Here is a 13,156-nt window from a genome sequence, read left to right as displayed (position 1 = left end):
CGTGCTAGTACTAGCCAAATCCACAGCGATGGGGGCAAGAATAAACCCGACACACCCACAGGGTGTGTCGGGTTAATTTCCAGCTATCCCCAAGCCCGCTGCTCATAAACAGGCCGCCAAGGAAGCGATCCCGCCGTGGACCTAGCTGACGTAGGTCACCTTAGACGTAATCACTCCCCATACCTCGGTCCCAAGGACCACGAGGAGAGCCAGGACCACAGTCACGAACATCGCCATGGTGTGATAAAAGTCCAGGTCCCTGATAAGCAGAAGCACCAGAATCAAGACCACAATCTTGATTAACCACCCTCCCAATACAACCGCCATGGTAGTAGAGGGCGTGGAACCAGAGGTCACTAGAACGGAGAGGGCCGTCAACAGCACGAATCCGCCACCTATCGCCGCGCCGATGAGCACGCCCCAGATACCGGGCAACCCGGCTAACCCACCCCAGATGGCCAACGAGGCGATGGTGATTACCACCAGCGCGATAGCGCCCAGGCGCACGGCGCGAATCAGGGGACGGCGCGGGTCATCGAATTCTGATTCGCTTCCCGTATCCGTGTGCTTTGCTACTCGAGAAATATTTTCAGACACGTTGCCACATATTACCCCAGCGGCGAAGCTTAAAGCTGGAACCGCCCCGCCGGCTTGAGTTTCCCTACCGGGGTTCGGTTTCGGCGACTATCTGGGTGCGGGGGCGCTTGCGCCCAATCTTTCCGGCGCGCAGGGGAATGAGCGTGGCAAGGAAGGCGAACGCCAGTGCCAGGACGGAAAAGATGATCGCAGCGATGGGCGGGACGATGGAAAAACTCACCGCCCCGAAGGCCACCGCGGAGACCCAGAAGTACAGCACCAATACTGTGCGGCGGTGCGTATGACCCAGGGACAATAAGCGGTGGTGGATGTGCAGGCGGTCCGCGGAGAAGGGAGAGCGCCCTTGGGAGACGCGGCGGATCACCGCCCATACCAAGTCCAGCACCGGGATGAAAACCGCGGCGGCGACAACGATGATGGGGCTGAGCAGCGCTATCATGTCAACACCACCGTAGAGGGACATATTAATCTTGCCGGAAGCGGAGGTGGAGGCCGCCGCCAGGAGCAGACCGATGAGCATCGAGCCGCTGTCCCCCATGAAAATACGCGAGGGCTCAAAGTTATGCGGCAGGAATCCAGCGCATATGCCAACCAGGGCCGCCGCGATGATAGCCGGTGGGTAGGCCGAAACGGCGCCGCCTTGGTCATGAAGCACCGTCAGTGAGAAAACCAAAATGGCCGCGCCGGCGATCATGCCGAGGCCGGCCGCAAGCCCATCTAGCCCGTCAACGAAGTTGATGGCATTAATGAGCACTACCGTAAAGAGTACGGTCAAGAGCGTGGACTGGACTTGGTCCAGAAAAACCGTGGTTCCACCGCCGAAGGGCACAAAGAGGATGGTCCAGGTCAACCCCAGCATGGACAGCAACACGGCGGCGAATAGCTGCCCCACCAGCTTGACCGAGGCGGAGAGTTCAAGCAGGTCATCCAGCACGCCAACCAACACAATTGCGAGGGCCGCCCACACCACCGCTGTCATCTCTGGGGTCACGGGCATGAACCCGCGCGTCAGGGCCGGCAGCTGCGCGGCCAGGAAGGTCGCGGCAACGAATCCGGTGAACATAGCCACGCCCCCGAGCTGCGGGGTGGGCTGGGAGTGTGAATCCCGCTGGCGGATCTCGGCGACCTGGCCGGTGCGGACAAGGAAAGATCGCACGAAACCGGTCGCAAGGAATGTGATAGCCGCAGCGACTAGGAGGACCAACCCCAGTTCGCGTAGCGGTACGCCGGCCGCCCCCATTTAGCTGGCTGCACCACCCTGACCTGGGCGGGTGCGCAGCGATTCAGCGCTCACCCCCAGAACTTCACCAAGGCGCTCGGCGGAGATGGCGCCCTCACGCAATAGGTACGGGCGGGGGCCGGACAAGTCAATGATGGTGGAGGGCTCACCGATTGGAGCCTCCCCGCCGTCAAGGTAGACCTGCACGGTCTCCCCGAGCTGTTGCTTGGCCTCGATGGCAGTCTTCGCAGGGGCCTGTCCGGAGATATTGGCAGAGGATACGGCCATGGGGCCCACCTCGCGCAACAGCTCAATGGCTACCGGATGCAGCGGCATGCGGAGCATCACCGTGCCTCGGGTATCACCCAAGTTCCACGGCAGGGATGGCGCCTGCGGGACTACCAGCGACAATCCGCCGGGCCAGAACGCCTCCACCAGCAGCCTTGCTTGATCCGAGTAGGTAGCCACGAGTCCCTGAATGGTGTCCCACGAGCCCACCAGCACGGGCACGGGCATATCGGGGCCGCGGTGTTTAGCGGCTAATAGGTTTGCCACCGCCTGGTTATTGAACGCATCGCATCCAATCCCGTATAGCGTGTCCGTAGGCATAACCACGAGGCGCCCGTCACGAGCCGCGTTGGCCGCAGCGTCGATGCCCTTGGCGCGCGCGTCGGCATCAGCGCAACTGTAGATTGTGCCGTTCATTCGCTAGAGACCTCCCTGCAATCGTCCACGTTCCCTTTCGCGGACCGCTTCCATCTAAAAGAGTAGCCCGCTGGTTGTAAAATGCTTAGTTTACTCCCCCCACCGCAAAGTGCTAACCGGTTAGGGCGCCGCGGGTGCGGCCTGCGAACACCGCGGTTTATGCCCGTCGCGCCGTAACAAACCGCGACCGCCCGGTGAGATCCTTGAGTACGGCGATCTCGCTAAAGGCGCCGCTTGCCGCCAGCACGTCTTGAACCTGGCGGGAAGTGGAGTCATCATGCTCAATACCTAACAATCCGCCGGTCTTGAGCAACCTGGTCAGCGTTGGAATAAATGCTTCGATGAGATCCATGCCGGATTCCCCGCTGAAGACAGCCATGTGCGGGTCCCAGTACACCTCGGGGTCCAGATCGGGGCTCTCCGGTACGTACGGCGGATTGGTCACCACCATATCCACCTCGCCGTTGAGTTCAGCCAGCGTATCCGCCGCAGTAACATCCCCTCGGTGGACCACTACCCCGCCGCCGTGCGCGTTTTCGCGTGTGTAGGTAAGTGCCGACTCAGACAGCTCTACCGCGTGGACCTGTGCGGATGGAAAGTAGTGGGCTATGTACAGGGCCAAAGCGCCACTGCCGGTGCATAAATCCACCACCACTGGCGCGTCCGGCCCGTGGCTAAGCAGGCTGCGCACCGCCCAGTCCGCCAGCACCTCCGTTTCGGGGCGCGGAATGAACACGCCGGGGCCAACTTTCAGGGTCAATGGCCCAAACGGTGCCTCACCCAGGATGTGTTGAAGCGGCTCACGCGCCGCGCGGCGGGCCACCATCTCCCCGAAGTGCCGGACGAAGGCCGCCTCGAAAACGGGCGGAACCTCCACCATCCCGAGCTGCATGGGGTCGCGGCCTAGGAGGTGAGACGCCAGTAAACGCGCGTCGACATATGGGCTGGGAACACCAGCATGGGAAAGGCGCCCCGCGGCATCACGGAGCGCCTTAGAGAGGTCGAAGGACACGCCTTAGCCCTCGGCCTCGAGGCGCTCGGCGCGCTCCTGGGCCTGAAGGGCCTCAATCAACGCGTGAAGGTCACCGTTGAGCACAGCGTCTAAATTATTGGCCTTGTAACCAATGCGGTGATCCGTAATGCGGTTTTCTGGCCAGTTATAGGTGCGGATACGCTCGGAGCGGTCCATGGTGCGGACCTGGGACGCGCGGTTTTCCGCATCCTCGGCCTCGCGCGCCTCACGCTCCATCTGGTCCAGGCGCGCCTGCAGGACCTGCATCGCGCGCGCCTTGTTCTGAATCTGGGAACGCTCCTTCTGGCAGGTCACCACCAGGCCGGTTGGCAGGTGCGTGATGCGGACGGCGGAGTCCGTGGTGTTCACGCCCTGTCCGCCCTTACCGGAAGAGCGGTACACGTCGATCCGCAGGTCCTTTTCATCAATGTTGACCGCTTCAACCTCGTCCGGCTCGGGGTATACCAGCACGCCCGCGGCGGAGGTCTGGATGCGCCCCTGGGACTCGGTGACCGGCACGCGCTGCACGCGGTGCACTCCGCCCTCGAACTTGAACACGGACCACGCGCCATCGCGGGACGGGGTCTTGGACTTAAAGGCGATGGTCATGTCCTTGACGCCGCCGAGGTCAGACTCGTTGAGCCCCAGGACCTCCCAGGCAAATCCGGCCTTATCGGCAAAACGCTCGTACATGCGGGCCAGATCGCCGGCGAACAAGGCCGCCTCCTCGCCGCCGGCACCAGCCTTGATCTCCATGATGATGTCCTCAGAGTCCTGCTCATCACGCGGGGCCAGCAGGTCGGCGAGCTTTTCCTCGAGCTCTACCACGCTCTTTTCCAGTCGCTCGGCCTCGGCCTTGAATTCGCTGTCCTCGTAGGCCATTTCCTTCGCATCGGCCAGGTCCTCGCGGGCCTGTGTGAGTTCATCGTTGACCTGAATGATCGGGCGCAGCTCGGCGTAGCGCTTGGAAAGCTTGCGGAACTGGGTCTGATCACCGGCGATCTCCGGATCGCCCATTTGCATCTCGATGCCCTGGTATTCAGAGACAATATCGTCTACAAGGGAAACCTGGTTAGCCATTAGGAGTAGTCCTCCTCATCAGCGGCGGCGACCATAGGCGCGGAGCTCGCCACGCCCATGAGGAACTCGCCATTGGACTTGGTCTTCTTCAGCTGCTTGATCAACAGGTCGATAGCCTGGTGGGAATCCAGGTTGGACAGGATGCGGCGCAGCTTGGTCATGATGCGTGCCTCCTCGGGGACCAGCAGCAGCTCATCCTTGCGGGTACCGGAAGGATTGACGTCAACCGCCGGGAATACGCGGCGCTCCGAGATGGAGCGATCCAGCTTGAGCTCGGCGTTGCCGGTGCCCTTGAACTCCTCGAAAATCACGGTGTCACCCGTAGAGCCGGTCTCAACCATTGCCGTGGCGATGATGGTCAAAGAGCCGCCATTTTCGATATTGCGGGCAGCACCCAAGAAACGCTTCGGCGGGTACAGCGCGTTGGAATCCACGCCACCGGACAGGATGCGGCCGGATGCAGGTGAAGAGTTGTTGTACGCGCGGCCTAGGCGGGTGATGGAGTCCAGGAGAACCACGACGTCCTTGCCCTGCTCCACCAGGCGCTTGGCGCGCTCGATGGCCAGCTCGGCCACGGAGGTGTGCTCTGACGGCGGCCGGTCGAAGGTGGAGGAGATTACCTCACCCTTGACGGAACGCTGCATGTCCGTGACTTCCTCGGGGCGCTCATCAACCAGGACAACCATGAGGTAGCACTCAGGGTTGTTGGTGGAAATCGCGTTAGCAATGTTTTGAAGGATGGTTGTCTTGCCGGCCTTTGGCGGGGAGACAATCAGCGCGCGCTGACCCTTGCCGATTGGCATGATGAGATCGATGACGCGGGTGGTCAAGATGTTTGGAGTGGTCTCCAGGCGCAGGCGCTGGTTTGGATACAGCGGGGTAAGCTTGCTGAACTCCGGACGGTCCTTAGCCGCCGTTGGCTCCATGCCGTTGACGGAATCGACGCGTACCAACTGGTTGTACTTCCGCCGGTTGCGTCCGTTGCCATGGGTGTGGGTGTTGCCACCGACTTTAACCTGGCCGGTAATCGCGTCCCCGGAGCGCAGGCCCAGGCCGCGTACCAGCTTGTTATGCACGAACACGTCCGACGCCGCCGCGCGGTAACCCGTGGTGCGCAAAAACGCCACGTTATTGTCCACGACCTCGAGGATGCCGCCTACGGCCTGGAGCTCATCCCCCTCACGGATCTGCAGCTCATTGGGGTTGTTGTTGCCACCGTCATCGTTGCCGCCCCGGTTGCGGCGGTTGCGGCGGTTGCGGCGGCCTCGGCGGCCACCGTTGTCATCATCGTCACCGCGGTTGCGGCGGTTGTTACGGCCACGACGATCGTTATCGCGGCCGCCACGGTCGTTGCGATCGTTGCCGCGATCCCCACGGTCCCCGCGCTCATCGCCGGAATCCTGGGCGTCGCCCTCGCCGCCGTTCTCGCCCCTGTCAGCGCGTTCGGAATCGGCGCGGTTGTTGTCTCGATTGCGGCGGTTGTTGCGCCCACCGCGCTTGTCCCCGTCCACGCCGTTACCGGGCTCAGCGTTGGATTCGGCCTGGTTACCAGAGACGCTCTGCTCATCCTGATTCTCAGAGTCATGGGCGTCCTGGTTGCCTTCGCCATTGCGCGCCTCTCGCCGGGCGCGGTTGCGACGCGCACGGCGAGCCTGGGAACGGGACTCGGAGCGGCAATCGGAACGGCGCTCATCGCCGCCGTCACCCTTAGCCTCGGCGCCGTTTGCTTCGGCCGAGGATCCAGCGCCCTCAGTCTGGTTCTCCTGCGTCTGCTCGTGATTATCCTGGCGCACCGCGCGGCGGCGCGTTGCGCGGCGTGGCTTGTCTCCGCCGAGATCTGCCGCTCCGCGCTCTGGTGCGGCGCTGGACTCCTGGGAATCCTTTCCGGCGCTGGCACCCTTGGCCGGGACCTTGCCCGTCTCGATGGCCTTAATCAGATCACCCTTGCGGAGCCCCGAGATTCCGCGTAGGCCTTTTTCTGCAGCAATCTTGCGCAGCTCAGGCAATTTCAGGGATGCCAAGTTCTGTGCCGCGTTGTTGTCCGTTGTGCTCACGGATGTCCTTTCGTCGCTTCACCGACCCCGCGCCTAAAGCGTGGGCGCAAAAAGAAGTGGATGAAAATATATAAGGGCCGGAAGCCGTCTTGAGGTGAACCGGTTCGCCGCCGCCGTATGGGCCGCTACTTCGAGCGCCTAGGTTGCATGCCCAGCATGAGCCCTTCGCAGGCGCAGTAAAAGCTGTAATGGCAGCGGGATTGTATGGTGACTGCTTGCAGCGCAAGCTGCAGGTCATGGGGCGGAATACCCGCAGGGCGGGGGACGTGCCTATCCGGCTCCCCTCCCGCGGACTATCGATATCTATCTCTGATACCTAGTCCCCTAAAGTTCAGTCGCGCCCCAGTATAGCGCACCACCGCTCCCAGAATGTAACGGACACAGCTAGAGTGGTATTCATGCTCTCCACGATGCAGGACGTACCACTTTCCATTGGGCGCATTCTTAGGTATGGCGCCACGGTCCACGGTGACACCAAGGTGACCACGTGGCATGGCGAAACCACGCCTGAGGGTGAAGATCCCGCCGAGGTCTCCACTTTCTCCGCCATCGCCGCCCGCGCCGCGGCCTTCGCCCACGCCCTCCACGACGAGCTGGGGATTGACAGGGACCAGCGCGTGGGATCTTTTTTATGGAACTGCGCCGAACACCTGGAGGTCATGTTCGCCACCGCCTGCAAAGGAGCGGTATTTACGCCCCTTAATAAGCAGCTGATGAATGATCAGATTCGTCACATTATCAACCATGCGGAAGTTGAAGTGGTGGTAGCGGATCCGCGTTTGGCCGGCCAATTAGGAAGGGTCCTCTCCGGAGCCGAGTCCGTCCGGGCGGTGGTGTTCATCGGCACCGCGAAGCTCGATGACTTGAGCGCGCAGTTACCGCGTGGCGTGGAGGCCTATTCATATGAGGCGTTGCTCGATGGGCGCTCTAGCCTCTACCCGTGGCCCGAGCTTGATGAAAATACCGCGGCGGCTTTGTGCTATTCCACCGGCACCACCGGAGCCCCCAAGGGCGTGGTGTACTCCCACCGCTCGATCTACCTGGAAGCTATGATGCTGCGCGCCACCGATTCGCTGGCCGTCACCCACGGTGAATCCTTCCTGTGCTGCATCCCCATCTACCATGTGCTTAGCTGGGGCGTGCCGTTTGCCGCTTTCATGACCGGCACTCCCCTCATCCTGCCGGATTCCGATGTTTCCGCACCCACGCTCGCCCGCCTAATCGCCGCCCTGCACCCCCGCGTTGCGCATGGCGTTCCCACGGTTTGGATCCAGCTGATGGTCCACTACCTCAACAATCCACCATCGCGTATGTCCTTGGTCGAGATCTACGCAGGCGGTTCCCCCGTTCCGCCACAGCTCATCAAGGTCTGGGAGGAACGGTTCGGTGTAGACGTCATCCATGTCTGGGGAATGGCGGAGACCTCCACCGTAGGGACGGTGGCCCGCCCGCCTCAGGGCGCATCTGGTGAGGCACGCTGGGCCTACCGCATCTCACAAGGCCGCTTCCCCGCCTCCCTGCAGTGGCGCGTGGTCAACGACGGCCAGGTGGTCTCCAAGTCTGACCGGCACTCCGGTGAAATTCAGGTCCGGGGAAACATGGTCACCGCTAGCTACTATGAGTCCCCCACCGCCGTAGACGGCGGGCCGGCCTCGGAATTCCGGGGCAAGGTCGTGGAGAATGCCTCAGACAAGTTCACCGGGGATGGATGGCTGCGCACCGGGGACGTGGGTAGCGTGACCGCGGACGGCTTCCTCACCGTTGAGGACCGCGCCCGGGACGTTATCCGCTCCGGCGGCGAGTGGATTTATTCCGTGCAGCTCGAAAACCTGATCATGGCCGACGAGGAAGTAGTGGAGGCGGCCGTCATCGGCTACCCGGATCAGAAATGGGTGGAACGCCCCTTGGCCGTGACGGTGCTGTATCCGGGGGTTAGCCCGGACAGGGAAACCGCCGAGCGCCTGCGGGACAACATGCGCAAGGAACTGCCCAGCTGGATGCTTCCGGAGTATTGGGCATTCGTCCGGGCAATCGATAAAACCTCCGTGGGCAAATTCGATAAGAAGGATCTACGCACGCACCTAGCGGAGGGCGAGCTCAATATCATCCGCCTGACAGGCCCGGGTGAATCGGAGCAAGCGGATAACTCCCAAGTTAGCGCGCCAGGATCGCGGGGACCGTTAGAAAGCTAGCACCCACGGATTCCTGAGCTGCAGCGGTCAGCCGCACGCCGCATCAGGAGGCATCCGCCGCAGCGCGGGCCCCTACCCCGTTCCAACCTCGTGTGAGCCGGGTCAAAGGGCGCGGCGCCCGTGATGAAACTCCTGCACGCCGAATTTTCTCTGCCCGTTTGAGCCCGTTATGGTGGGATCATGACTGCATCTTCCCAGAGCCCATCAGAGACCAACTCCCAAGATCCAGTCCTGGATTCAGCGCCAGCCCGGGCGCTGGGATCCGGCGCCCACGGGTTCGCCCATTTCGACGCGCCGCTAGCCGATGAATTAGGCAGCGTTGAAACGCTTAACGCCTGGAGCCTCGCCGAAACTTCCCGCTTCGAGGAAACTATCGGCGCACTGCTGGAGCGGCGGGAGGGCCAAGCCCTCATCGTGATCACCCCGGACGACCCGCGCCGCATCGCTGCGGCCCTGGAGACCAGCGGGGCGGGCTTCACGGCGACCGTGCTCAAGGACCTCCCCGGTGATTACCACGTGAAATACACGCGCACCAGCGCTTAAGACTTGCCGGAGGGCTTCCCCCGTGCGCGCATGGCCGCCAATGACATGCGCGCACGGGGATTTTTATTGCGAAAATCACCGTAACAAGGGGCCCTGAACCGATAAAGTAGGTGGCGCAATCTGCTACGGTAGGGCCTAATCGAAGCTCCTTCTGGGGTAAGAATTTAGCCCCAGTGCGAGCGGCGCGCACCCGCCTCTCCGCAGGAGGTTCTACGGTGCCCCGTCAGAGGCCTAGCGCGTACCACTAAAGCTTATTCCGAACCTGGCATCCGCTGCGTGCAGCCCATGCGCCCGCGCCTGTCTAGCAACCAGAGAAGAGGAGCGTGAGCCATGCCCCGTTCATCCACGGAACTATTCCCTGACCAGCTCAAGCTGTCACCCAAGCAGCGTGAAGTCCTCAACGCCCTCCAGGCGTTCCCGCAGGGCGCCAAGTCAGCGGAGGTGGCTCAGGTGCTGGGCATGCACGTCAATACCGCCCGCGGCCACCTGGATGAACTCGTGTTACGCAAGGCGGTGCGCGTCGTTACCGCACCGGCTAAGGGCCGGGGCAGGCCGTCCCTCATCTTCCAGGTCCGCGTGCCGGATAGTAAATCCATTGCCGAGGAATACGTTTCCCTCATCGGCATCATGGCGGAAATCCTCGCCGATAAGGACGAACTCGAGGACTGGGAAAGCGTAAAGGCCCATACGATTGGCCGCAATTGGGCCGCCTCCATCCGCGCCCACGGGCTCGCCCCTTCTTCACCCGAAGAGGCCCGGGACCTGTTGTTTCGCAAGCTGCGCGACATGGGCTTTGATCCGGTGGTCCGCAGCCAGGCCGGTTCCGCCGGCGGCTGCATAGCCCTCGATCTCAATGCCTGCCCGTTCGTCGCTGCCGGCATCCGCCCTTCCCCATTCCTGTGCGCTATCCATGACGGCTTCCTCTCGCACTTGGTCAGCGACGAAAGCGGCGGCAGGCTAAAGCTAGATCTGCACCCGATGATGGGCAACGGCGCGTGCCGCGTGGCCCTGCAAACCGTGGCGTAGCCCGGCAGGAATCCCGCGGCCAAAAATGCTCCCGGGCCGCGAAGCGCGTTTAGGCCTGGGAGACCTCGACCTCGACGGGCCCCGCTACGCCAAGTTCTAATACGCGCAGACCCTGGCCCCTGGCATCGTCGAGGATCGCCTGATCGATCGGCTCGGTGTGGAGCACCATAATGGTCGGGCCGGCCCCGGAAAGGTAAGCCGCGTATCCGCGGTTGCGCAGGCGGTTTACCCACTCAGCGGTCACCGGCAAGACATCGGAGCGATACGGCTGGTGCAGGCGGTCACGCGTTCCCTCCCACAACAGTTCCGGATGGTTCTGCAGCGCCGCGACCTGGACCGCTACGCGGGAGACGTTGAAGGCGGCGTCGGCATGCGTGACGTGCGAAGGAAGTACGCGACGCACCGCCTGAGTCGAGGCGTGAAAGTCAGGGACCAAGGCCGTAGTCTTAATGGACTCATGCACCGGAATGGTCACGGCCTTATAAGCCGGCAAGGACTGGCCATCGACCGGGATATCCGTCCACGATACGGTGGCCGAACCAAGCACGGATGCGGAGGCATTATCCGGGTGCCCCTCAAACGCCGATGAAAGCTGGACCACCTTTTCATCGCTTAACGGGAAACCCGCCAGGCCGTTGGCCGCCGCCACCCCGGCGACGGCGGCCGCGGCCGAGGATCCCAGTCCGCGGGACTGAGGGATATTGTTGGTACAGACCACGCGCAGGCCGCGCGCCTCCACGTCGGCGGCCTTGAGCCCGGAGCGGATGGCCTTGACCACCAGGTGGGAGCCATCGCGCGGCAGCTCAGCTTCCCCCTCGCCAAAGATTTCCACCTCAAGGCCGGAAGAGGTGACCTCAACTTCAACCGTGTCATACAGGGTCACCGCCAACCCTAGAGTGTCATAGCCCGGGCCCAGATTCGCGGAAGAACCCGGGACCTTGACGGTTACCTTGGTGCCAACTTCAAGTTCAGTGCTCATGCCGGTTTATCTTAGCCGGTTCATCGGCTTTTGTTTCCAATACTCCGCAACACTGCGCAACCACTGCGCAACCACTGCGCCAAGGACTAAGGGGCGCATAAATTCGTTGCGCCCGTATCCCAGATTGCGGGATGCGGGCGCGGTTGCGGGCGTTCGTTTAACCCCTAGTGGTCCAGGCGGATGACTGAATTAACATTGATTACATCCTCCAGGTTGCCCAGCTGCTCAACGATGGCGGCGAGCACGTGCTCGCGTGCGGAGTGGGTCACCACGATCAAGCGGGCGGTGCCGCCGAATTCCTCCTGGCGAACGGTGCGAATGGACACGCCCTGCGCCGCGAAGGTGTTAGAGATGGTGGCCAAGACACCGGTGCGGTCAGGAACTTCCATGTCGATGTGGTAGCGGGTCTGAACCTGGCCAAAGTCCGCAATCGGCAGGTTAGCGTAGGTGTTTTCCCCGGGGGCGCGGCCGCCGTGGACGATGTTGCGGGAGGCGCCCACCACATCGCCAAGCACCGCGGAAGCGGTAGGGTTACCACCGGCGCCGTTGCCGTAGAACATCAGGGAACCGGCCGCTTCGGCTTCAACGAAGATGGCGTTAAATGACTTGGATACAGAGGCCAATGGGTGCTCCTGAGGGACAAGGGTTGGGTGGACGCGTGCGGTCACCGATTCCACGCCGGATTCATCCTGAATGCGCTCACAGATGGCCAGCAGTTTGATGGAATAGCCCGCCTCATTCGCCGCCTTGATGTCATCAGCAGTCACGGAGGAAATACCCTCGCAGTAGACGTCTTCAAACTTCACGCGGGTGTGGAAGCCCAGCGAGGCCATGATTGCCGCCTTGGATGCCGCATCGTGGCCCTCAACGTCGGCGGTTGGATCCGCCTCCGCGTAGCCCAGGCGTGTGGCCTCTGCCAATGCGTCATCATAGGAAGCACCGGTGGACTCCATGGCGTCAAGGATAAAGTTGGTGGTTCCGTTGACGATGCCGGAGATGCGCTGAATCTGGTCGCCGGCCAAGGAACGGCGCAGCATGCCCACGACCGGGATGGCCGCGGCCACCGCAGCCTCGAAGTAGAGGTCCACCCCGGCGGCCTCCGCCGCATCCGCGAGTTCATCGGCGTGCGCCGCAACGAGGGCCTTGTTCGCGGTGACCACTGACTTTCCGGACTTAAGCGCCTCAAGAACTAGCTCACGAGGGTAATCAATGCCGCCAATTACCTCCACCACAAGATCAATGTCATCGCGGGCGATAAGCGCCTTGGCGTCAGTGGTCAGCAACTCGCGTGGCACGCCCGGGCGTTCCTTGTCCAGAGTGGAAACGGCCACACCACGAATTTCTGCAGGTCCGCCGATGCGCGCTGCGAAAGCATCACGGTTTTCCCCCAGCAGGCGGAAAACCTCAGCACCAACGGTGCCGTAGCCAAGCAGTGCCACCCCTACGGTTGCGCCCTCACCCTTAGCTGCTCGAGGCTGCGCTTTGCCCACTTGCTGTTCAGTCACGGTATCTCCTGGTGTATGTAGTGCCTATCTCCTACCACCAACCGCCCGTTAAAAGCGGGCCATTGGAAGCAATCAGCCGCGCGATTCCAGACGGATGCGCAGCGTGTTACTGCACCATCTTACAGAACGAGCTGTCTAGTTCCATCGGGGCGTATGTAGCCGCCCCCGAACGGGCCCCATGTACAGCTCAAAGCCATCCAAACGCCCACCGGACGAATGAATAAAATCTCTGGCCCCCATCCCA

The 13,156-nt window shown here is 62.3% G+C and carries 11 protein-coding genes; 3 read left to right on the top strand and 8 right to left on the bottom strand.

What is annotated here, in order from left to right:
- Positions 1–141 precede the first annotated feature (141 nt).
- The 6 genes from CENDO_RS04685 to rho all read right to left on the bottom strand — a co-directional run bounded on the left by CENDO_RS04685 (position 142) and on the right by rho (position 6,667).
- Positions 142–597 (bottom strand): Cg1360 family ATP-synthase-associated protein, encoded by a 456-nt coding sequence (locus CENDO_RS04685; protein WP_210726573.1) that lies wholly within the window; start codon positions 595–597, stop codon positions 142–144.
- A 64-nt stretch (positions 598–661) separates the two neighbouring features.
- Complete coding sequence (locus tag CENDO_RS04680; protein WP_136141006.1) at positions 662–1,837, bottom strand: glycosyltransferase family 4 protein; 1,176 nt, start codon at positions 1,835–1,837, stop codon at positions 662–664.
- Entirely contained in the window at positions 1,838–2,521 is a 684-nt protein-coding gene (locus tag CENDO_RS04675) for an L-threonylcarbamoyladenylate synthase (RefSeq protein ID WP_136141005.1), read from the bottom strand.
- Positions 2,522–2,678: 157 nt separating this feature from the next.
- Positions 2,679–3,533, bottom strand: coding sequence for a peptide chain release factor N(5)-glutamine methyltransferase (gene prmC / locus CENDO_RS04670; RefSeq protein ID WP_136141004.1), 855 nt, complete (start codon positions 3,531–3,533; stop codon positions 2,679–2,681).
- 3 nt (positions 3,534–3,536) lie between these two features.
- Complete coding sequence (gene prfA / locus CENDO_RS04665) at positions 3,537–4,613, bottom strand: peptide chain release factor 1 (protein ID WP_136141003.1); 1,077 nt, start codon at positions 4,611–4,613, stop codon at positions 3,537–3,539.
- Positions 4,613–6,667, bottom strand: coding sequence for a transcription termination factor Rho (gene rho, locus CENDO_RS04660; RefSeq protein WP_136141002.1), 2,055 nt, complete (start codon positions 6,665–6,667; stop codon positions 4,613–4,615). The genes prfA and rho overlap by 1 nt, the downstream gene beginning before the upstream one ends.
- 398 nt (positions 6,668–7,065) lie before the next feature.
- Here rho and CENDO_RS04655 point away from each other — a divergent pair, with 398 nt between their 5' ends.
- The 3 genes from CENDO_RS04655 (at position 7,066) to CENDO_RS04645 (ending at position 10,428) form a co-directional block, all read left to right on the top strand.
- Positions 7,066–8,859 (top strand): long-chain fatty-acid--CoA ligase, encoded by a 1,794-nt coding sequence (locus CENDO_RS04655; RefSeq protein WP_136141001.1) that lies wholly within the window; start codon positions 7,066–7,068, stop codon positions 8,857–8,859.
- Between the two features lie 180 nt (positions 8,860–9,039).
- Positions 9,040–9,402 (top strand): hypothetical protein, encoded by a 363-nt coding sequence (locus CENDO_RS04650; protein WP_136141000.1) that lies wholly within the window; start codon positions 9,040–9,042, stop codon positions 9,400–9,402.
- A gap of 330 nt (positions 9,403–9,732) precedes the next feature.
- Positions 9,733–10,428: a helix-turn-helix domain-containing protein gene (locus tag CENDO_RS04645; RefSeq protein ID WP_136140999.1), complete on the top strand. Its 696-nt coding sequence runs from the start codon at positions 9,733–9,735 to the stop codon at positions 10,426–10,428.
- 49 nt (positions 10,429–10,477) lie between these two features.
- Here the strand turns inward: CENDO_RS04645 and thrB are convergent, their stop codons facing one another.
- Positions 10,478–11,407, bottom strand: coding sequence for a homoserine kinase (gene thrB / locus CENDO_RS04640; RefSeq protein ID WP_136140998.1), 930 nt, complete (start codon positions 11,405–11,407; stop codon positions 10,478–10,480).
- 164 nt (positions 11,408–11,571) lie between these two features.
- Positions 11,572–12,912, bottom strand: coding sequence for a homoserine dehydrogenase (locus CENDO_RS04635; RefSeq protein WP_210726572.1), 1,341 nt, complete (start codon positions 12,910–12,912; stop codon positions 11,572–11,574).
- Between the last annotated feature and the right edge of the window lie 244 nt (positions 12,913–13,156).

Source organism: Corynebacterium endometrii, from assembly GCF_004795735.1.
Taxonomy (GTDB): Bacteria; Actinomycetota; Actinomycetes; order Mycobacteriales; family Mycobacteriaceae; genus Corynebacterium; species Corynebacterium endometrii.
Note: the sequence above shows the minus strand (reverse complement) of the source record. Positions and strands in the feature narration are given on the sequence as shown.